This window comes from Ruegeria sp. AN11, from assembly GCF_056536005.1.
On the sequence record NZ_JBQFJD010000001.1, the window covers coordinates 3322071 to 3341519 of the forward strand.

The 19449-nt window shown below is 59.9% G+C and carries 21 protein-coding genes; 9 read left to right on the top strand and 12 right to left on the bottom strand.

Annotation, left to right across the window (positions count from 1 at the left end; translation table 11 throughout):
• Positions 1-166: 166 nt before the first annotated feature.
• The 4 genes from ACR3EQ_RS16485 (at position 167) to ACR3EQ_RS16500 (ending at position 5233) form a co-directional block, all read left to right on the top strand.
• Positions 167-961, top strand: a complete 795-nt coding sequence (locus tag ACR3EQ_RS16485; RefSeq protein ID WP_170614330.1) for a prolyl oligopeptidase family serine peptidase — start codon at positions 167-169, stop codon at positions 959-961.
• Positions 962-1039: 78 nt separating this feature from the next.
• Positions 1040-3436: a phenylalanine--tRNA ligase subunit beta gene (gene pheT, locus ACR3EQ_RS16490; protein WP_170614331.1), complete on the top strand. Its 2397-nt coding sequence runs from the start codon at positions 1040-1042 to the stop codon at positions 3434-3436.
• Positions 3437-3517: 81 nt separating this feature from the next.
• Positions 3518-3964, top strand: a complete 447-nt coding sequence (locus ACR3EQ_RS16495; protein ID WP_170614332.1) for a YtoQ family protein — start codon at positions 3518-3520, stop codon at positions 3962-3964.
• A gap of 462 nt (positions 3965-4426) precedes the next feature.
• On the top strand, positions 4427-5233 hold the full coding sequence (locus ACR3EQ_RS16500) for a mechanosensitive ion channel family protein (RefSeq protein WP_170614333.1): 807 nt from the start codon (positions 4427-4429) through the stop codon (positions 5231-5233).
• Positions 5234-5423: 190 nt separating this feature from the next.
• On the opposite strand, the gene ald is transcribed toward ACR3EQ_RS16500, so the two are convergent.
• On the bottom strand, positions 5424-6542 hold the full coding sequence (gene ald / locus ACR3EQ_RS16505; protein WP_170614334.1) for an alanine dehydrogenase: 1119 nt from the start codon (positions 6540-6542) through the stop codon (positions 5424-5426).
• A gap of 137 nt (positions 6543-6679) precedes the next feature.
• On the opposite strand from ald, the gene ACR3EQ_RS16510 reads away from it, so the two are divergent.
• Entirely contained in the window at positions 6680-7138 is a 459-nt protein-coding gene (locus ACR3EQ_RS16510) for an Lrp/AsnC family transcriptional regulator (RefSeq protein ID WP_170614335.1), read from the top strand.
• Positions 7139-7141: 3 nt separating this feature from the next.
• On the opposite strand, the gene ACR3EQ_RS16515 is transcribed toward ACR3EQ_RS16510, so the two are convergent.
• Positions 7142-7981 (bottom strand): CPBP family intramembrane glutamic endopeptidase, encoded by an 840-nt coding sequence (locus ACR3EQ_RS16515; RefSeq protein ID WP_480491254.1) that lies wholly within the window; start codon positions 7979-7981, stop codon positions 7142-7144.
• 299 nt (positions 7982-8280) lie between these two features.
• Between ACR3EQ_RS16515 and ppk2 the strand changes: the two genes are divergently transcribed.
• Positions 8281-9198 carry a polyphosphate kinase 2 gene (ppk2, locus tag ACR3EQ_RS16520; protein WP_170614336.1) on the top strand — a complete coding sequence of 306 codons (918 nt, stop codon included), beginning with the start codon at positions 8281-8283 and terminating at the stop codon, positions 9196-9198.
• Between the two features lie 47 nt (positions 9199-9245).
• Here ppk2 and ACR3EQ_RS16525 read toward each other — a convergent pair whose 3' ends face one another.
• Both ACR3EQ_RS16525 and rpsU read right to left on the bottom strand, forming a co-directional pair.
• Entirely contained in the window at positions 9246-10307 is a 1062-nt protein-coding gene (locus tag ACR3EQ_RS16525; protein WP_170614337.1) for a CAP domain-containing protein, read from the bottom strand.
• 310 nt (positions 10308-10617) lie between these two features.
• Positions 10618-10824 carry a 30S ribosomal protein S21 gene (rpsU, locus tag ACR3EQ_RS16530; protein ID WP_005614280.1) on the bottom strand — a complete coding sequence of 69 codons (207 nt, stop codon included), beginning with the start codon at positions 10822-10824 and terminating at the stop codon, positions 10618-10620.
• A 111-nt stretch (positions 10825-10935) separates the two neighbouring features.
• On the opposite strand from rpsU, the gene ACR3EQ_RS16535 reads away from it, so the two are divergent.
• Together ACR3EQ_RS16535 and ACR3EQ_RS16540 are read left to right on the top strand one after the other, a co-directional pair.
• On the top strand, positions 10936-11628 hold the full coding sequence (locus ACR3EQ_RS16535) for a COQ9 family protein (RefSeq protein ID WP_170614338.1): 693 nt from the start codon (positions 10936-10938) through the stop codon (positions 11626-11628).
• A 55-nt stretch (positions 11629-11683) separates the two neighbouring features.
• On the top strand, positions 11684-12670 hold the full coding sequence (locus tag ACR3EQ_RS16540) for an NAD(P)H-quinone oxidoreductase (protein ID WP_170619267.1): 987 nt from the start codon (positions 11684-11686) through the stop codon (positions 12668-12670).
• Positions 12671-12707: 37 nt separating this feature from the next.
• On the opposite strand, the gene ACR3EQ_RS16545 is transcribed toward ACR3EQ_RS16540, so the two are convergent.
• Positions 12708-13565, bottom strand: a complete 858-nt coding sequence (locus tag ACR3EQ_RS16545) for a DUF2189 domain-containing protein (RefSeq protein ID WP_480491257.1) — start codon at positions 13563-13565, stop codon at positions 12708-12710.
• A 190-nt stretch (positions 13566-13755) separates the two neighbouring features.
• Between ACR3EQ_RS16545 and ACR3EQ_RS16550 the strand changes: the two genes are divergently transcribed.
• Positions 13756-14739, top strand: coding sequence for a quinone oxidoreductase family protein (locus ACR3EQ_RS16550; protein WP_480491258.1), 984 nt, complete (start codon positions 13756-13758; stop codon positions 14737-14739).
• Between the two features lie 54 nt (positions 14740-14793).
• Here the strand turns inward: ACR3EQ_RS16550 and ACR3EQ_RS16555 are convergent, their stop codons facing one another.
• From ACR3EQ_RS16555 to ACR3EQ_RS16585, 7 genes are all read right to left on the bottom strand, one after another.
• On the bottom strand, positions 14794-15270 hold the full coding sequence (locus ACR3EQ_RS16555; protein ID WP_170614454.1) for a YHS domain-containing (seleno)protein: 477 nt from the start codon (positions 15268-15270) through the stop codon (positions 14794-14796).
• Between the two features lie 189 nt (positions 15271-15459).
• A complete protein-coding gene (locus tag ACR3EQ_RS16560; RefSeq protein WP_480491260.1) occupies positions 15460-15741 on the bottom strand; it encodes a hypothetical protein in 282 nt (93 codons plus the stop codon).
• Positions 15738-16343 carry a glycerol-3-phosphate 1-O-acyltransferase PlsY gene (gene plsY, locus ACR3EQ_RS16565; RefSeq protein ID WP_480491262.1) on the bottom strand — a complete coding sequence of 202 codons (606 nt, stop codon included), beginning with the start codon at positions 16341-16343 and terminating at the stop codon, positions 15738-15740. The genes ACR3EQ_RS16560 and plsY overlap by 4 nt, the downstream gene beginning before the upstream one ends.
• A complete protein-coding gene (pyrC, locus tag ACR3EQ_RS16570) occupies positions 16343-17623 on the bottom strand; it encodes a dihydroorotase (RefSeq protein WP_480491264.1) in 1281 nt (426 codons plus the stop codon). Before pyrC ends, plsY begins: the two co-directional genes overlap by 1 nt.
• Positions 17620-18006: a hypothetical protein gene (locus tag ACR3EQ_RS16575; RefSeq protein ID WP_170614344.1), complete on the bottom strand. Its 387-nt coding sequence runs from the start codon at positions 18004-18006 to the stop codon at positions 17620-17622. The genes pyrC and ACR3EQ_RS16575 overlap by 4 nt, the downstream gene beginning before the upstream one ends.
• The gene (locus ACR3EQ_RS16580) at positions 17991-18509 is read right to left on the bottom strand and encodes a hypothetical protein (RefSeq protein WP_170614345.1); all 519 of its coding nucleotides are present in this window, start codon (positions 18507-18509) and stop codon (positions 17991-17993) included. The genes ACR3EQ_RS16575 and ACR3EQ_RS16580 overlap by 16 nt, the downstream gene beginning before the upstream one ends.
• On the bottom strand, positions 18506-19441 hold the full coding sequence (locus ACR3EQ_RS16585; RefSeq protein WP_170614346.1) for an aspartate carbamoyltransferase catalytic subunit: 936 nt from the start codon (positions 19439-19441) through the stop codon (positions 18506-18508). The genes ACR3EQ_RS16580 and ACR3EQ_RS16585 overlap by 4 nt, the downstream gene beginning before the upstream one ends.
• Positions 19442-19449 lie beyond the last annotated feature (8 nt).

The window sequence follows — 19449 nt, forward strand, 5'->3', positions numbered from 1 at the left end:
ACACAACCCGAGGATCGCCATCCCGCGGTCTGGCGATGGCGCGGCTTGGTGGTTTGGTTGGATGTCGGGCGGGCTTCAGCCAACCATGCCCCGGGTGCCGGGCTGGAGCCTGGCCTACACCAATATGTTACGTGACAGTGCCGTGAGTCTGACTAGGCTCCGGCCTATGATCTATCGACTGCTATGCCTGCTTCTGCTGACCGCCACCCCGGCCGCCGCCGTGGATACCTGCCACGGGGATACCGCCTGTCAGGTCGGCGACCGCTCGTATCATGTGCTGGAACCCGATGGCTGGGACGGGGTGACGCCTCTGCCGGTGTTGCTGCATTTTCACGGCTGGGCGCGGCAGGGGACGGTTGTGGTGAACCACGAGCGTATCGCCGGGGCCACGAAGCTGCGGGGCGTGTTGTTGGTCGCGCCGAACGGCCTGGGCAAAAGCTGGGATTTCTGGGCGCCGGACACTGGCGACGTGGGTTTTGCCGACCGGGTGCTAAAGGATGTCGCCAGTCGGTATCCCATTGATCCTGAACGCATCTATGTCTCGGGCTATTCCTATGGCGGCGCGATGGCGTGGCGCTTTGTCTGCCAGTCCGGCAATGACGTGACCGCTTTGTTGGCCGTGGCGGGCAGTATCCCGCAGACCGAGGATTGCCCAGAATCCCCGCGCCAGGCGCGCCATGTTCACGGGACCGATGACGCAGTAATGAGCTTCCCCTTTGGTCCGGGCGGCGATACGACTTATCCGGTGGCGCTGTGGCGGGAAAAATTCGGCTGTGCAACTGCAACCCCGCGCGGCGACTGGAGTGTCGAGCCTTTCCTGACGCTCAGCCGGGTGGAATGGACCGATTGCGCGCGGGGAAAGGTGGTGCTGGACACCCATCCCGGCGGGCATTTTATCCCTCATGGCTGGATCGGCTGGCAACTGGATGAGCTTTTGGGCCGCACCCCAGCCTATCCGTGACGCGCGGCGCTTGCACCCCGGCGCAATCTTTGCCATTGCCTTTGCCGACTGGATGTTTGCCAAAAAAGGCCCTGAGCAATGAAATTCACTCTGTCCTGGCTGAAAGACCACCTCGACACTGACGCTTCGGTTGATGAGATTGCCGAGGCGCTGACCGATCTCGGGCTTGAGGTCGAAGAGATCGTGAACCCGGCGGACCGGTTGAAGGATTTTACCCTCGGGTATGTGAAACATGCCGAGAAACACCCTGACGCGGACAAGCTGCGTGTTTGCAAGGTCGACACCGATGAGGGTGAGTTGCAGATCATCTGTGGTGCCCCCAACGCGCGTGAAGGTATCACGGTCGTGGTTTGCAAACCCGGCATGTATATCCCCGGTCTGGACCTGACGATCAGCGTGGGCAAGATCCGTGGCGTCGAAAGCTTCGGCATGATGGCGTCTGAACGCGAGCTTGAGTTGTCGGAAGAACATGACGGCATCATCGAACTGCCATCGGGCGAGGTTGGCGACAGGTTTGTTGACTGGCTGGCTGAGAATGACCCCTCGAAAGTCGATCCGATGATCGAGATCGCGATCACTCCGAACCGTCCGGACGCGCTGGGCGTCGAAGGGATTGCCCGCGATCTGGCCGCGCGTGGCATTGGCACCCTGAAACAACGTGACTACGTGCCGGTCCCGGGAGACTACGAAAGCCCGATCAAGGTGACGATTGACGAGGACACGTTGGACGGCTGTCCGCATTTCACCGGTCGTTTGATCCGGGGTGTCAAGAACGGTCCCAGCCCGCAATGGTTGCAGGATCAGCTGAAGGCAATCGGTCTGCGCCCGATTTCGGCCTTGGTGGACATCACCAACTACATGACTTTTGACCACAACCGCCCTCTGCACGTTTTCGACGCGGACAAGGTGCAGGGCAACCTGCGCGTTCACCGCGCCAAAGGCGGCGAAAAGCTGGTGGCACTGGACGAGAAGGAATACACGATTCAGCCCGGCATGATGGTGATTTCGGATGACAAGGGCCCGGAATCGATTGCGGGCATCATGGGCGGGCAGGAAACCGGCTGCACCGAAGAGACCGTTAACGTTTTCCTCGAAAGCGCGTTCTGGGATCATGTTCAGATTGCCTTGACGGGCCGGGCGCTCAGGATCAATTCCGATGCCCGTTACCGTTTTGAACGTGGCGTCGATCCGGAATACACCCGTGAAGGGCTTGAGCATGCGACGCAGATGATCCTTGATATCTGTGGCGGTGAAGTTTCGAACGTGGTCGAGGCAGGCAAGGCGCCGAACCACGCGCGCGCCTACAAGCTGGACGCGGCGCGGGTTCGGTCCCTGGTCGGCATGGACATCCCCGAAAGCGAGCAGCGCCAGACCCTGACCCGACTGGGCTTTCGTTTGGAAGGCGAGATGGCTCATGTTCCCAGCTGGCGCCCCGATGTCATGGGTGAGGCCGATCTGGTTGAAGAAGTCGCGCGGATTGCGTCCCTGACCAAGCTGCAGGGAAAGCCATTGCCGCGGGTCACAGACGGCATTCCGAAGCCGGTGATGACCCCGGCGCAGCGGCGGCAGTCGATGGCGCGACGCACCTGTGCGGCGCTTGGGTACAACGAATGCGTCAGCTACACGTTTATCGATCAGGCCTCGGCCGCGCTGTTTGGCGGGGGCGATGATGCGACGAAGCTGGAAAATCCGATCTCGTCCGAGATGAGCCATATGCGCCCGGACCTTTTGCCGGGGCTGCTGCAGGCTGCGGCCCGCAATCAGGCGCGTGGGTACGCGGACGTGGCTTTGTTCGAGGTCGGTCCGGTTTTTCATGATGGCGAACCCGGCGATCAGAAGACCCAAATTACCGGCCTGCTGGTCGGTCGAAATGGCCCCAAGGATGTGCATGGCGCGTCGCGCCCGGTCGACGTGTTCGACGCCAAGGCGGATGCCGAAGCCGTTCTGGCCGCGATCGGCGCACCTGCCAAGGTTCAGGTTCTGCGTGACGGTGACACCTGGTGGCATCCGGGTCGTCACGGTAGGATTTGTCTGGGCCCGAAGAAGGTGCTGGGTGTATTTGGCGAACTGCACCCGCGCGTCCTGCAGGCGATGGATATCAAGGGCCCGGCAATGGCCTTCACGATCTGGCCGGATGAGGTGCCTTTGCCCCGAAAATCCGGCGCCACCCGCGCGGCGCTGGAACTGCGTGACCTACAGGCTGTCGAGCGCGATTTTGCCTTTGTTGTCGATGCCGCGGTCGAGGCCCTGACACTGGTCAATGCTGCAGCAGGTGCCGACAAGGCGCTGATTGAGGATGTGCGTGTGTTCGACGAGTTTATCGGTGGAAGTGTGGGTGAAGGCAAAAAGTCCCTGGCCATTACCGTGCGACTTCAGCCGACGGACAAGACACTGAAGGAAAAAGACATCGAAGCCGTCAGCGCCAAGATCGTTGAAAAGGTCGCCAAGGCCACGGGCGGTACGCTGCGGGGCTGATGGAGTCCGCCTCCGGCGGGAGTATTTTCAAAAAGATAAAGGGGCGGTTGCGCCCCTTTGTTGTCTGGAGAGGAGAAAGCCATGCTGAACGTTTATCTGTCCGGGGAAATCCATACGGACTGGCGTGAACAGATCATCGAAGGTGCCAAGGGGCTGAGCATCGCGTTCAACAGCCCGGTGACGGATCATGCGGCCAGTGACGATTGCGGCGTTGTTATTCTGGGCGCCGAGCCGGACAAATACTGGCATGACCACAAAGGCGCGATGGTCAACGCAATCAGAACGCGCAAGGGGATCGCCGATGCGGATGTGGTCGTGGTTCGGTTTGGCGACAAATACAAGCAATGGAACGCTGCCTTTGATGCCGGTTACGCGGCGGCTTTGGGTAAGTCTCTGATCGTGATGCACGGGCCAGATCATCAGCACGCGCTGAAAGAGGTGGACGCTGCCGCACTGGCCGTGACCGAGACACCGGAACAGGTCGTCGGTGTCCTGCGCTATGTGTTGACCGGCGCGCTGCCGAAGTGATCTGCGGACCGAACGCAGGTCATTTTCCTCGGATTTACCGTCTGAATGCAGGCGTCCTTGCAAACGGCCCCGGTCCGCGCTGATTGCTGCCGACTGGCGTTTTCGGCGTGACGGGTCGGATTCCAAGCACTGGCGTCACTGGGGAAAAACATGCCGCCTTTCCCATGAAAATGATTGCGCGTTTGTGAGAATGGCGCAGTCATCCTATACGAAATCACAACACTTGGGGTTTGCCCCAGCTGGAAAAACTGGTGAATCGTGCGAAGGAACGCGCGAAAAGGCAGAAGGAACAGACCGAAAAATCGCGGGCAGGCCAGAGCGAACCGGATAAACGTAAGGAGACTTGCGGCATGCTGAAAAAGTGACTGCTGCTGCATCAATTGTTTGGGATCTGCGCAGATGCATAGGTATCTGTTTTAATAATAGCGAAAACTGCGGCTTAGGGAGTGATCGGGAATGGAAATGGACCAGATTGTAGAAATGACAAACGGCTATCTGCCGGTTGTGCTGAATGCAGGCAAGGCGCTGATTGTTCTGATTTTGGGTTGGATCGCAGCGGGTGCAATCAGCGGCATGGTCCGTCGCCGGATCAACAGAACACCTCAGATCGATCCAACATTGGGCAACTTTGCCGCCAGCATCATCAAATGGGTCATTCTCGCGATGGTTGTCGTCGCCGTACTGGGGATCTTTGGGATCCAGGCGACCAGTATCGTGGCCATTCTGGGTGCCGCGTCGCTGGCCATCGGCCTGGCCCTGCAGGGAACGCTGAGCGATCTGGCCGCTGGTGTCATGCTGGTCGTGTTCCGCCCCTACAAGCTGGGCCAGTATGTCGATATCGGCGGGACGGCGGGGACCGTAAAAGACCTCAATCTGTTCACGACGGAACTGGTGACGCCGGACAACGTGCAGATCATCGTTCCGAATGGCCAGTCCTGGGGATCGATCATCACCAACTACTCGGCACATGATACGCGCCGCGTCGATCTGGTGTTTGGCATTGACTATGGCGACAGCGCAGATGAGGCGATGAATATTATTCTGGATGTGGCCAAGGCGGATGAACGTATTCACAGCGATCCGGAGCCATGGGTGCGTGTGACCAATCTGGGTGACAGCTCGGTCGATCTGACAGCGCGTCTTTGGTGTGCGGCGGCGGATTACTGGGATGTCAGATTCGAACTCACCAAGACGATCAAGGAAGCCTTTGATGCCAAGGGCGTATCGATCCCCTATCCGCATTCGGTGGAGATCCAGAAACAAGGCTGATGGCTCCCGCCTGTCGGGCGGGCAATGGAAATGCCCTTCTCCTGTTGGGCCCGGCGCCGCGCGAAAAGTGCGGCGCTTTTTTTGCGGCCACGCTGGTGCTTGAGACGACAGCGCCGCGCCCGAAGGCGCGGCGCTATGCCTAACGCTGTAAAGCACCCGCATCAGCGGGCGCTTTCAACGGCGGGAGGGCTTAGGATTTAACAATAACGTTGGGAGAGACGACATCAATTCCCAGCGCCTTGCCGACCGCGAAATAGGTCAGCTGCCCGGCGTGAACGTTCAGACCGTTCAGCAGGTGCGGGTCATCCTGACATGCCTGTTTCCAACCCTTGTCCGCAAGTGCCAGCATGAACGGCATGGTCGCGTTGCCCAATGCAATGGTCGAGGTGCGCGCAACAGCGCCCGGCATGTTGGCCACGCAATAGTGCATGATGCCATCGACCTCGTAGATCGGTTCCGCATGGGTGGTGGCTTTCGAGGTTTCAAAGCAGCCGCCCTGGTCGATGGCCACGTCCACCAGCACCGCACCCGGCTTCATTGTGGACAATTGCGCGCGCGAGACCAGCTTGGGCGCTTCTGCACCGGGGATCAGAACAGCGCCGATCACCATGTCTGCGGTCTGGATCAGTTCAGCCGTTGCGCCAGCGGTCGAGTACTGGTTCTTGAACGTGCCGCCATAGACGTCGTCCAGATACCGCAGACGTGGCAGTGAACGGTCCAGAACGGTGACGTCCGCGCCCATGCCGGCTGCGATCTTGGCGGCGTGGGTACCAACAACACCACCGCCGATCACGACGACCTTTGCCGGGCCAACACCGGGAACGCCGCCCATCAGAACTCCGCGGCCACCATTGGCCTTTTGCAGCGTCCACGAGCCGACCTGAGGGGCCAGACGGCCAGCGACTTCGGACATCGGGGCCAGCAACGGCAGGCCGCCATTGGCGTCGGTCACGGTTTCATAGGCAATGGCGGTGCAGCCGGAGTCCAGCAGGTCGCGGGTCTGATCCGGATCGGGGGCCAGGTGAAGGTAGGTGAACAGCAGCTGGCCTTCGCGCAGCATCTTGCGCTCGACCGCCTGCGGTTCCTTGACTTTCACGATCATGTCCGCCGTCGCGAACACCTCGGCCGCGGTGTCGACGATGCTGGCACCGGCAGCGGTATAGGCGTCATTGTCAAAGCCGGATCCCAGGCCGGCTCCGGTTTCGATGATGACCTCATGGCCGCGCGCGACAGCTTCCTGTGCGGCGTTGGGCGTCATACCGACACGGAATTCCTGAGGTTTGATTTCCTTTGGGCAACCGATTTTCATTTTGGGCTCTCCATCCATAAACTGCCTAAATTATGGGCACTCACAGCCGCAATTTCTGTGAAACTTTGCCCGGAATCTAAGTTTGTTTCGGTGGATTCTTCGATATACTGTCAGAATCTTGCAAAGGATTTGCGTGAATGAGCATAGATTCGACTGATCGAAAGATTCTGGCCGCCCTGCAGCGCAATGGCAGAATGTCGAATGCTGAGCTTTCAGAGCAGGTGAATCTGTCGCCCTCCGCCTGCCACAGACGTGTACAGCGGCTCGAGGTCGAAGGCTATATCCGCAACTACGTGGCGCTGCTGGATGCGCGCAAGATGAACGTTCCGACAACCGTGTTTGTCGAGATCACGTTACAGGGTCAGGCCGAAGAGGTTCTGGATGCGTTCGAGAAGGCAGTATCGCGGATACCGGATGTTCTGGAATGCCATCTTATGGCGGGTACTGCGGATTACATCCTGAAGGTCGTCGCGGAAAACACCGAGGACTTTGCCCGTATCCACCGGCAATACCTGTCACGTTTGCCCGGCGTGGCACAGATGCAGAGTTCCTTTGCGCTGCGGACCGTGTTCAAGACCACCGCATTGCCCGTGTGATCTTCAGGCCGGGCCGGGATAGGTGAACAGGGCCAGATGCAGGGCGTTGAAGGCGAAATGCATCACAACAGGAACCCAAATTCGTCCCGTCGCGAAATAACCCAGACCGCAGCCCAGCCCAAGCAGCGATGCGAACAGGACCAGAGGGACGCCACCGCCCGCATGGGCCACGCCAAACAGAAGGCTTGCGACCGCAAGTCCGGCGGGAGGGCCGAACCGGGACACAAGGACCGTTTGCAGATAGCCGCGAAAGAAGGCCTCTTCCGCGAGGCAGGTCAGGAACAGGTTGGAAAGGGCAAAGGTCAGCCACCATTCAGGCAGGCCGACTTCCGGATGCACGGCCCCAGTCAGTAGTCCTGTTGCAAAGAGCAGCGGCAAAGTTACGACACCAAGCGCAAGGGGCACCCAGCGTACCGGAGATTTTCGGCTCAACATCGCAGGGCAAGCAAGCACGACCGCGAAGAACACCAGCGGTTTGTCCAGATTCAGGTGCATTGAGAACAGCGCGCTGTCTGGACCCGCGCGAACCTGATCCAGGACCAGAAGATTACGAAATCCGGGCAGCAGATGTGCGCCAAGTGCGATGCACCAGACAATCAACGCCAGATGCCCGATCAGGACCCACCGGCCCTGAAGTCGATGCAGAATCCAGGCCCCTATCAAGCCCGACACGGCAAGTCCGGTTGCCAGCGGCGCCAGAAGCCCGGTCAGCAGCGCGGCGACCGCGAAAACCGAAAGCAACGCAAGACCCAGCCGCAGGTGCCCGGCCAAGGTGCTTACCTGAGCGGTTATCAGGATCGTCCATGGCCAGATCATTGGCAACAGAGAAACAAAGTGGTCCACAAAAGCCTCATGCATTCGATGTCGGCATTGTTGCCGCCTGATTGCGGGAAATGGCAATATCGCTCTGGCCTGTTGGTTTCAACCTGTTGGCATTGCGTCAATTCTAACGCTTGTATCCCCGGCACCATGGGTCCACATTCAGGACAAAGACCGCACAACGGCCCCGTTTTCGTGGTCTGCACCTGTCAGGTCAGCGCCACTTGCCCGGGGATTTGGCGATGCCACCGCATTTTCGGTGACATCCGGCAGTTACACTTGCCCGGTACGGTCCAGACCCGACGAACGATAAGGAGCAGACCTTGACCTACGAAAACAACAGTACCCCCAAAGATTGGCTTGAGGCGGAACTGGAAGACACGCTGGACGAAGATTTCGAAATCGAGTTCAGCGAACCAATGCTTTCGATGGAGGTCCGCAAGATCTACAAGGACCAGCATCCCGACATGCTGGACCGCAAGGTTTATTTTCAGAACCTCTTGCGCCTGCAGGCCGAGCTGATCAAGGTGCAGGATTGGGTGGTTCACACCGGCGCCAAGGTCTGCATTCTGTTCGAAGGCCGTGACAGCGCCGGCAAAGGGGGGGTGATCAAACGCATAACTCAACGCCTGAACCCGCGCGTCGCCCGAGTTGTGGCCTTGCCCGCGCCCAGCCGCCGGGAGCAGAGCCAATGGTATTTTCAGCGATACGTTCCGCATCTGCCTGCGGCGGGCGAAATCGTGTTCTTTGACCGCTCGTGGTACAACCGGGCCGGTGTCGAACGCGTCATGGGCTTCGCCAATGAAAACCAGGTCGAGCAGTTCTTTCAGGACGTTCCCGAATTTGAACGGATGCTGGTGCGGTCGGGGATCATTCTTCTGAAATATTGGTTCTCGATCACCGATGAAGAACAGCAACTGCGATTCCTCATGCGGATTCACGATCCGATGAAACAGTGGAAACTGTCACCCATGGATCTGGAATCCCGCATCCGCTGGGAGGCGTACACCAAGGCCAAGGAGGACATGTTCTTCCGCACCAATATCCCCGAGGCACCTTGGTATATCGTGGAAGGCAATGACAAAAAGCGCGAACGTCTGAACTGTATCGAGCACCTGCTGACCAAAATCCCTTACGAGGACGTGCCGCAGGACAAGGTCAATCTGCCCGACCGCCGGTATAATCCTGAATACGAACGGCGCATCCTGCCGGATGAGCTTTACGTTCCAAAGATCTATTGATGAAGTTGTGCGAGGCTGGTTGTCCAGCCTCGCACCGGAACGCCGGATCAGGCTGCGTCCATCATGCAGTCCACGTCGAAGATATTGAACATCATGAAGTCACAGCCGTCTTCGGCGACCGTGCCGGAATCAGCAGGGTCTTCCATGTGTTCGCTGTCTTTACCCGTCACAAGATCGAAGTCATCCATGTCACCGGTTTCGTCGCCTGCGGTTTCGGTGCCATCCCAATCGAACTGATCGAACTGGGCCTGCAGGTTTTCCAGGAATGAAGCGATCTCATCCAGAAAGGCCTGTACGTCAAAACAATCGGACTCTGGTTCGCCTGAATCGGTCACTTCAGTATCTGGCGTTTCGGTTTCCGGATTTTCCGTCTCGCTATCATCCGCGTCCGTTGTTTCGATCTCCGGTTCCTCAGGCTCGTTTTCATCCGTGTCCGTTGTTTCAGTCCCCGGCTCTTCCGTTTCGGTATCTTCGGTGTCGGTTGTTTCGGTCTCCGGATTTTCCGGTTCCGTCACTTCTGTGTCGGTCGTTTCGCTATCCGGCTCCTCGGGTTCCGTCACATCCGTGCCTGTCGTCTCGGTATCCGTTTCCTCCGGGTCGGTTGTTTCCTCGACCGGTGTGACCGGCGTGGCGGGTGCCGAGGGTTCTCCGGTGTCCGGCAGAACAGCGGCATCGGTTGCGGCAAAGTTCTGGGTGACCATGACCGCGTCAAATCCCTGCATGTCCCCGGTTTCAATGCCAATACCGATATACTCGAATTCAGGGTTCAGGATATTGGCGCGGTGGCCCGGGCTGTTCATCAGACCCTGATGTAGCTGGGCAACATCGTCGCTGATGCCTGGGGCACCCCGTTCGGATTGCCAGGCGATGTTTTCGCCGGTGCGCCAGCTGCCTTCCAGGTCGAACCCGGCATTTTCCATCCGTTGAGTCGCGCTCGATCCGCCCGATCCGGTGTGGCTAAAGGTATCCGTGTTCAGCATCCAGCTGCTGTGGTTTTCCGACGAGTCGTTCAGCTGGGTTTCAAGTTTCAGCTGGTTCAGCCCGCGGGATGTGCGCTCCTGATTGATCAGCGCCAGCATTTCGCGTTCGAACGTGTTTGCAGTCGACATTTTTGCCTCCGTTTATGGTTGAGTCCTTGCGGACGACGCCACTTAGAGGTGCAAGGCGCGACAGCGATAGAGACTGTCGAAAGATCGGCGGTTTACGGCGACGCAGCGCTTTCCGGGCAAGATTCGCTGCGCTGCAAAATGCCGGGCAAAATGCTGCTGATGGGAAAATGGCAGCTTGCCGCGCGGTCTGTCCCACGGGTCGGCGGAATGTAACCGGCAAACGGGCGATGCCCCCTGAAAACGACAAACCCCCGGGCAGGGCCTCGGGGGTCGTCAAATAGTGTCATCCAAAGCTGGACGAGCAAGGTGCTTAGAGCAAACCTTCGCGCTGTGCTTTCTTACGTGCCAGTTTACGGGCACGGCGGATCGCTTCAGCTTTCTCGCGCGCTTTTTTCTCGGACGGTTTCTCGAAATGTTGCTTCAGCTTCATTTCACGGAACACGCCTTCGCGCTGCAGCTTTTTCTTCAGGGCCCGAAGCGCCTGATCGACGTTATTGTCGCGAACACTAACCTGCATGTGGTTGTCACCACCTTTCTAGATAGAGTTGCAAGGAAATTGCAGGAGTTGGCCGTATAGCAAAGCCGTTATATCTTGTCTAGTACTGGCTCTGAGAACCGGAGAACCGCAATGACCACCACTTATGAAGATTCAAAGCAACAGCTTTTGGACGCGATGCTGACCCACGTTCCGTTTGACGGCTGGTCCGAGGTGGGCTTTCGCGCGGCTATTGCGGACTGTGACATGGATGAAGGTCTGGCACGTGCGATCTGTCCGCGTGGCGCGGTCGATCTGGCGCTGGCTTTCCACGCACGCGGCGATGCAGTCATGGTCGAACGTCTGAAATCCGAAGATCTGGGTGATCTGAAATTCCGCGATCGGGTTGCTGCCGCAGTGCGCTTTCGGTTGCAGGCCGTCGAGGATAAGGAGTTGGTCCGCAAGGGCATGACCCTTTTTGCGCTGCCCCTTCATGCGGCAGACGGGGCCAAGGCCCTGTGGCAGACCTGCGACCTGATCTGGGATACGCTTGGCGACACGTCCGATGACGTGAACTGGTACACCAAGCGCGCCACCCTGTCGGGAGTGTATTCTTCGACCCTGCTGTTCTGGCTGGGTGATGAGTCCCCCGCGCATCAGAAGACATGGGAGTTTCTGGACCGGCGCATCGACAATGTCATGCAGTTCGAGAAACTCAAGGCGCAGGTGAACGACAATCCACTGTTCAAGCCGTTCCTCGCGGTTCCGAACTGGCTGGCCGGGCAGGTGAAGCCGCCGATTAAAATGCGGACCGATCTGCCCGGGATGCTGAATCCGCGCAAGTAAGCGTCTGGGCCTTCCAGAAATTGCCTGCTAGGCATTGGGCAAAGGAGATTTGCCCATGACCCAGACGATGCGCGCCGTTGAAATATCCGAGCCGGGCGGCCCGGATGTTCTGCGATTGACCGAACGCCCGATTCCGAAACCGGCCAATGGTCAGGTAATCCTGAAGGTCGCCTATGCCGGGGTGAACCGCCCCGACGCGCTGCAGCGCGCAGGTGCATATGATCCCCCACCGGGCGCCAGTGATCTGCCGGGCCTGGAAGCTTCCGGCGAAGTGGTTTCCATCGGATCAGGGGTTGAAGGGCTGTCACTCGGCGATCAGGTCTGCGCGCTTCTGCCAGGCGGTGGTTACGCCGAATATGTCGCCACGCCCGCCGCTCATTGTCTGCCTGTGCCAAATGGTATGGGCATGAAAGAAGCCGCATGCCTGCCCGAAACCTTCTTCACCGTCTGGTCCAACGTCTTCACGCGCGGCGGGCTGAAAGCAGGCGAGCGGTTTTTGGTCCATGGCGGATCCAGCGGAATTGGCACAACTGCGATCCAGTTGGCCAATGCCTTTGGCGCACGGGTCTTTGCAACAGCCGGATCTGCCGAGAAATGCGAAGCCTGTGTCCGGCTGGGAGCAGAAAAGGCGATCAACTACCGGGACGAAGATTTCGTGGCGGCGATGCGGGTCGAAGGCGGGGCGAATCTGATCCTCGATATGGTGGGGGGCGATTACATCCCGCGCAACGTCAAGGCGTTGGCCGAGGATGGACGTCTCGTGCAGATCGCGTTCCTGCAGGGTCCGAAGGTCGAGCTGAACTTTGCCATGATGATGGTGAAACGCCTGACCCTGACCGGAAGCACCCTGCGCCCGCAAAGCGATCTGGCCAAGGCAAAGATCGCGCAGGACTTGCGCGAGGCGGTCTGGCCGCTTCTGGATGCCGGAAAGATCTCACCTGTGATGGACAGCGAGTTTGCCTTGGCCGAGGCGGCGGCAGCGCATGCGCGCATGGAAAGCTCGGGCCATATCGGCAAGATCGTTCTGAACGTCGCAGGCTAAGGGAACAGCGCGCGGGGGTGCCCCGCGCGCGACCGCGTCAGGCGATGGCCCGACGATACAGGTGCCAGGTCGAATGGCCCAGAACCGGCATCACCACGATCAGGCCCAGCAGCATCGGGATGGCCCCCAGAATAAGCAGGGCCGCGACGATGAAGCCCCAGGTCAACACCACACCCGGGTTTTGGCGCGTCACGCGGAAGGATGTTACCACAGCCACCGGCAGCCCGACCTGCTTGTCCAGCAGAAGCGGAAAGCTGACAACACTGATCGCCAGGGCGACAAGCGCAAACAGGAAACCGACGGCGGTTCCGACAACGATCATGGTCCAGCCTGCGCCGGTTGTGAACACCTGCATTGCAAACACACTCAGAGAGGCGGGCGGTTCCGGCCCCAGCGTCTGTGCATAGATGGCCTGTGCGGCCATCAGCCAGATCAGCAGCAGCATGACCAGGTAGAAGCCAAGTGCCAATATGGCGCCGAAGGACGGCGACCGGAAGACACCGAACGCGTCCAGCCATTGAACCACTTCGCCCTGTTCGCGCTTGCGGCTGATTTCGTACAGACCCACGGCCGCGACCGGGCCAATCAGGGCAAAGCCCGCGATCAGGGGCGCCAGCAGTGGCACCATGTTCATGTTCAGCCCGAAGCCGACCATCAGAAGCCCGGCAATCGGGTAGATCAGCACCACGAAGATCGCGTCGGCGCGCGTTTCCAGAAAGTCCTGATATCCGGCTTTCAGGCAGGAACGCAGGTCCTGAAGTGTCAGTGTCTGAACCACCGGCAGGTGCTTGGTGTCGGCGCTTCCGATCCGCGATACGCTTTCCGATATATGATCGCCGGACGCACTGATGTTTCTGGCGGCCCAGCTGATTGGATTACCGATTGTTTTTGCCATACTCATCCCCTCCCCTAACGAGGTTGCGTCTCGGATCATGTCCGGCGCAGGGGGTCGTGGCCGGATCAGCCGACAACGTGTGAAATCACTATAGCACAGTATCTTCTTTTGCGCCGCCATAATTCTGAGACAGGTCAATTGCCCTGTGCCTCAGTCATGTTAGCTTGGTTACAGGCGCAAGGAGGTGAGCATGCAGCAAACAGCACGTACCGTGGTCATTCATGAAACCGGCGGCCCCGAGGTTCTGCGAATCGAAGACAGGCCCGTGGGCGATCCCGGTCCGGGAGAGATTCGCATTCGGCATCACGCCTGTGGGTTGAATTTCATCGATGTCTATCAGCGGACCGGCCTTTATCCGCTGGAACTTCCGCACGCCCTTGGCATGGAGGCCGCAGGGGTCGTTGAGGCCGTCGGCGAGGGCGTGAGCCACCTACAACCCGGTCAGCGTGCCGCTTACGCCGCGGCTCCCCCAGGTGCCTATTGCGAGGCACGCGTAATGCCGGCGGCGCAGGTCTGCCCGCTGCCCGACAGCATTCCATTCGATGCCGCCGCTGCCATGATGCTGAAAGGAATGACAGTCGAATATCTGTTTCACCGGACGACGCCCCTGAAACGCGGCGACACGGTGTTGTTTCACGCCGCCGCCGGCGGGGTGGGACTGATCGCCTGCCAGTGGGCCAAGTCCGAGGGCATCACCCTGATCGGCACGGCGGGCACGGATGAAAAATGCCAGTTGGCCAAGTTCAACGGGGCCGCCGAATGCATCAATTACCGGACCGAAAATTTTGCCGAACGCGTGGCCGAGATCACCCACGGCAAGGGGGTGGACGCGGTCATGGATTCAATCGGCGCGGATACGTTCGAAGGTTCTCTGGATTGCCTGAAACCATTGGGCATGATGATCTCGTTCGGCAATGCGTCCGGACCGGTGCCGCCGGTGGATATCGGCATACTCGGCCGCAAAGGCTCGCTGAAGATCACCCGCCCGACCTTGTTCACCCACATCGCGGATCATTCGGTATGCCAGGCCATGGCCCGGCGTCTGTTCGGCAAGGTCGAAGGCCGGGAAGTCAGGCTGCACATCGATCAGCGCTTTGCCCTGTCACAAGTCGCCGATGCGCATCGGGCGCTGGAGGCGCGCCAGACGACCGGCAGCACGGTTCTTGAACCCTGAACGCAAATGGCGGCGGAAATCTCCGCCGCCATTTGTTCTGAAAGGATCAGAAAATTACTGCTGCTGCAATTCAGCAGGGGTTTTATGAGCGATGGTTTCCCAGTTCGCGTCCGCTTTTTCGTTGAAGCCCGGGATGTCACCTTCCCAGCGTTCCTGGATGTCCGCCGACAGGTTCAGGTACAGCTTGTTGTCAACGATTTTCCAGTAGTTCGGATCACCGTCGAACTTGAAGCCCATGGCCGTGCCGAAGGCGCAGTAGCCGCCATATGCCGGCAGGTAAGCATCTGGGTTCTCTTCGAATGCGGCTTTGTTTTCTTCCGAGGAGAAGCGGTACAGCGCTTCGTTGTGCAGTGCGGTGATGCGGTAGTCGCCTTTGGTCGCTTCACCTGCGGTGAAATAGGCCACCGGGTCGTAGCCCTGCAAGGCCAGGCCGGTCGAACTTGCGTTCAGTTCAACACCCGCCGCCATGGCCGAGCTTGCAATTGCAACAGACAGCGCGACGCCGCCGATAAGGGATTTGATCTTGTTCATTGCTTCACCTTTCGTGAACCGGGTCACCAGATGGCGTTGGAATTGCACCTTGGTTTCCCTCGTGATTTTGTCCTGTGCGGTCGGTAATTGGCCGTCACAACACCCCAGTTGGGAAGCGGGCTGTTCACGTTCAAAGCAATCAATTGTGATTGTGCGGTTATGAATAGGTGATGTGCGGGAACGAAGGTTTCAGCCGACCGGTTGCGGATCGGGCACCAGCGCCATCGTGAACGCAATCACCTTGGCTGCAGACATCTCGCAGGGCCGGAGCAGCGCACCGCTGTTCTTTGTTTGATACAGGTTCAGGCTGATGTAATTTGTGCCGTCCAGCTGATGCGCCACCAGCTTGTGCGACTTACCTTTCGCCACGGTCTGGCGGCACACGACATAACGCCCGTTGCGGCTTGTCCCGGTGAAAGTGCCCATGGGCAGGGCAAAGAACGCGTTCAGAAATTCGTCTGGCGGGGTCACGATTTGCCGATTTTCGGCTCGGTCCCGGCCTTGATACGCGCGACGTTGGCACTGTGCCGCCAGTAGACCAGCAGGGTCAGGATGATCCCCAGAATGAACGTCGCGCCATCCGTCAGAACAACGACCCAAACCGTCAGCAGGGCCGCCGCTGCAAGCGCGCCAACCGAGGAGATCCTCCAGATCGCTGCCGCCACAAGCCAGCTCAGACAGCAGGCAACTCCGACCCGCCAGTCCAGCGCCAGCCACAGGCCCAGAAAGGTCGCAACACCCTTGCCGCCCTTGAAGCCCAGCCAGACCGGAAAGCAATGACCCAGAAAAGCGGTCAGGGCGGCAATCTGGGCTGCGTCTTCTCCGGCCAGTGAACGTGCCAGCAGAACAGCCACCGCCCCTTTGGCCGCATCGAAAATCAGGGTTAGCGCGGCGGCGGCCTTGTTGCCGGTGCGCAGAACATTGGTGGCGCCGATATTGCCGGACCCGATACTGCGCAAGTTGCCCAGCCCCATGACCCTGGCGATGATCATGCCGAAGGGAACGGACCCCATAAGGTAACCGATCACGGCCCACAGGATCAGTTGGGTCATGGTGCTGTCGATCAGGGGCATCAGGTTCTCCGGTAAACTTCTTTGCCAGCGACAAAAGTCGCTGTGACCTTACCCTGCATCCGCTGGCCGTCAAACGGTGTGTTCTGCGACTTGGACTTCAGGGCGAACCGGTCCAGCACAAAGGGGACATCGGGATCGAACAGCACCAGATCGGCCGGTGCGCCTTCGGACAGGCGACCGCACTCCAGGCCCAACCGTTTCGCCGGGTTCAGGGCCATGGCGCGAAACAGCGTCGGCAGGTCCAGCTGCTCGGCATGATAAAGGCGCAGCGCGGCGGGCAGCAGTGTTTCCAGCGCCACCGCGCCCGAGGCGGCTTCTTCAAACGGCAGACGCTTGCTTTCTTCGTCCTGCGGCGTGTGCATCGAGCTGATCGTGTCGATCAACCCGGTGCGCAGCGCCTCGATCACCGCCAGCCGGTCGTCTTCGGACCGCAGCGGGGGTTTGACCTTGAAGAAGGTACGGTAGTCGGCCACGTCCAGTTCGTTCAGCGTCAGATGATGGATCGAAGTGCCCGCAGTGACGTCCAGCCCATTGCGCTTGGCGCGTTCCAGCGCGGGTAGGGCGCGGGCGGTGGTGATCTGGTCGGCGTGGTATTTTGCACCGGTCATTTCCAGCAGGGCGATGTCGCGGTCCAGCCCCATCCGCTCGGCCATTGGCGATACGGCGGGCAGGCCGCGCAGGGCAGCGAACTTGCCGCTGGTCGCGGCGGCCCCGGCGCTCAAGCCTGGTTCCTGCGGATGCGCGATGACCAGTGCGCCGCAGGATTTCGCGTAGGTCAACGCGCGAGAGAACACTTTGGTATTGGCGATAACGTGATCGCAATCGGTGAACGCAACGGCTCCTGCGTCTTGCAGGAAACCGATCTCGGTCATTTCGCGGCCCTCGCGGCCCTTGGTCAGGGCGGCCATCGGCAGCACGTTAACCGGTGTATCGGCCTGTGCCCGGCGGGTGACGAATTCCAACGTTTCCGGCGTGTCGATGGCGGGGCTGGTGTCGGGCCGAGTGACCATGGTGGTCACACCTCCCGCAGCAGCGGCAAGGCCCGCCGACTTGTAGCTTTCCTTGTGCCGTTCACCCGGTTCGCAGACCTTGACGCCGATATCAACGATACCCGGTGCCAGACAGTGGCTGCCGCAGTCGATGATTTGGGAGTCGCAAACCGGTGCCTGCCCCTCTCCGCGCGCCACAATCCGGCCCTCGGCGACCTGCAGCCACCCGGTTGCATCGGTTCCGGCCTCGGGGTCGATCAGGCGGGCGTTTGAGAAGAGAACGGTGCTCATGAAATGGCCCTTTCGATTGCGGCTTTGGTGGCGGCAGGGTCTGCCTGGTATTTGATCAGATGTTTGTCACCGCTTTTGGTGACGATCTGGACGAAGCTGCCTAGGATGTTGACCGCATCGATCTGGTTCAGTGGCAAATTGCGGGGGCCGGGGCCGGTCAGGGTGGTATCCGTCATCTGCCAAGTGGCAACCAGTTCTTCGGAGGCCAGATACCAGGCCCGGATGCCGATGGCGGCAAGCCCGGCGGGTGCGCCGGTCCAGACGTAGGGGTTGCCGATCAGCCAGAGAACCAGCATCGCACACGCCATGGCCCCGGCAGCGAGCCAGGCGTTGGTGCGGATATAGGCGCCTTTGTCCGGTGCGAAACTTACAGGATCAGCCACAGGACACCTCCGATTACCAGAAAGATCACCAGAGCAAGTATGGCCGACCCCATACGGCGTGGCTTGTCATCAACAGGGGCGGTCTGAGGCGCCGAGAACGGTTTCGCGCTTTCGGTCTCGATCGGTCCGCCGGTCCAGTTGGTGGCCTCTTCGGTATAAAGACCGGTCAGGTGCAGCCTCGGGTCCGGCGTCAGTGTTACCGGGCGGTCGTCAAAGGCGGCACTGCGCACGACCATCACCCAGCCTTCGATGGCGTCCAACGCGGCGCGGTCCAGTTGGTCGGCAGAGACGCCGCAGCCCTCGTTCAGATAGCCGTAAAGCCCGAGGTCTTCGAGGTCCGAGACCGGAAAGACGTCGATCTGGTCCGGGTCCAGTCCGTCAACCCCCAGAACCTGATCGGCAGCGCCCGGTTCGCGCAGGAACTTCGCCTCTTCGGAACGCATGTCCAGCGTGAACACGCGGAGCACGCCGCGTTCGTGGGGGGCGACAGTCAGATCGCTCATGCGGCCTCGCGCAGGTTGCGGGCCAGCAGTTCCATCGCGGCCATACGCACTGCGACGCCCATCTCGACCTGTTCCTGAATGACGGACCGGTTGATGTCATCGGCCAGTGTGCCGTCGATCTCGACGCCACGGTTCATCGGGCCGGGGTGCATGACGATCGCGTCGGTTTTTGCCAGTGCCAGCTTGGCGGCGTCCAGACCATAGCGATGGTAGTATTCCCTTTCCGAAGGGATAAACCCGCCATCCATCCGCTCTTTCTGAAGGCGCAGCATCATGACCACGTCGACATCTTTCAGGCCCTCGTTCATGTCGTCGTAGATTTCGGCTCCGAACTCGGCGAATTGCGCAGGCACCAGCGTAGGCGGGCCGATCAGGCGAATACGGTTCTCCATCTTGCCCAACAGGATCAGGTTCGAGCGGGCCACACGGGAATGGGCCACGTCTCCGCAAATGGCGATGTTCAGACGGTGTAGCCGGCCCTTGGCGCGCCGAATGGTCAGCGCGTCCAGCAGCGCCTGCGTCGGGTGTTCGTGCCGCCCGTCGCCCGCGTTCAGCACGGCGCAGTTCACCTTCTGCGCCAGCAGATCGACCGCGCCGGAATGCGGGTGCCGCACCACCAGCAGATCGGGATGCATCGCGTTCAGTGTCATAGCTGTATCAATCAGCGTCTCGCCCTTTTTGATCGAACTGGCCTGCATCGCCATGTTCATCACATCCGCGCCCAGCCGCTTGCCCGCAATCTCGAAGCTTGCCTGCGTGCGGGTCGAGTTCTCGAAGAACATGTTGATCTGGGTCAGCCCCGCCAGCACATCTGAGTGTTTCGACGACTGGCGATTCATATCGACGTATTTCTCGGCCAGATCCAGAATGGCGGTGATATCGGATTGCGACAGATGCTCGATGCCAAGAAGGTGACGATGGGCGAAACGCATGGGCGGGC

Coding starts and splice junctions, on each gene's coding strand:
- ACR3EQ_RS16485 (WP_170614330.1), top strand. CDS start 167: ATGATCTATCGACTGCTATGCCTGCTTCTGCTGACCGCCACCCCGGCC.
- pheT (WP_170614331.1), top strand. CDS start 1,040: ATGAAATTCACTCTGTCCTGGCTGAAAGACCACCTCGACACTGACGCT.
- ACR3EQ_RS16495 (WP_170614332.1), top strand. CDS start 3,518: ATGCTGAACGTTTATCTGTCCGGGGAAATCCATACGGACTGGCGTGAA.
- ACR3EQ_RS16500 (WP_170614333.1), top strand. CDS start 4,427: ATGGACCAGATTGTAGAAATGACAAACGGCTATCTGCCGGTTGTGCTG.
- ald (WP_170614334.1), bottom strand. CDS start 6,542: ATGAAAATCGGTTGCCCAAAGGAAATCAAACCTCAGGAATTCCGTGTC.
- ACR3EQ_RS16510 (WP_170614335.1), top strand. CDS start 6,680: ATGAGCATAGATTCGACTGATCGAAAGATTCTGGCCGCCCTGCAGCGC.
- ACR3EQ_RS16525 (WP_170614337.1), bottom strand. CDS start 10,307: ATGTCGACTGCAAACACGTTCGAACGCGAAATGCTGGCGCTGATCAAT.
- rpsU (WP_005614280.1), bottom strand. CDS start 10,824: ATGCAGGTTAGTGTTCGCGACAATAACGTCGATCAGGCGCTTCGGGCC.
- ACR3EQ_RS16535 (WP_170614338.1), top strand. CDS start 10,936: ATGACCACCACTTATGAAGATTCAAAGCAACAGCTTTTGGACGCGATG.
- ACR3EQ_RS16540 (WP_170619267.1), top strand. CDS start 11,684: ATGACCCAGACGATGCGCGCCGTTGAAATATCCGAGCCGGGCGGCCCG.
- ACR3EQ_RS16545 (WP_480491257.1), bottom strand. CDS start 13,565: ATGGCAAAAACAATCGGTAATCCAATCAGCTGGGCCGCCAGAAACATC.
- ACR3EQ_RS16550 (WP_480491258.1), top strand. CDS start 13,756: ATGCAGCAAACAGCACGTACCGTGGTCATTCATGAAACCGGCGGCCCC.
- ACR3EQ_RS16555 (WP_170614454.1), bottom strand. CDS start 15,270: ATGAACAAGATCAAATCCCTTATCGGCGGCGTCGCGCTGTCTGTTGCA.
- plsY (WP_480491262.1), bottom strand. CDS start 16,343: ATGCCCCTGATCGACAGCACCATGACCCAACTGATCCTGTGGGCCGTG.
- pyrC (WP_480491264.1), bottom strand. CDS start 17,623: ATGAGCACCGTTCTCTTCTCAAACGCCCGCCTGATCGACCCCGAGGCC.
- ACR3EQ_RS16580 (WP_170614345.1), bottom strand. CDS start 18,509: ATGAGCGATCTGACTGTCGCCCCCCACGAACGCGGCGTGCTCCGCGTG.
- ACR3EQ_RS16585 (WP_170614346.1), bottom strand. CDS start 19,441: ATGCGTTTCGCCCATCGTCACCTTCTTGGCATCGAGCATCTGTCGCAA.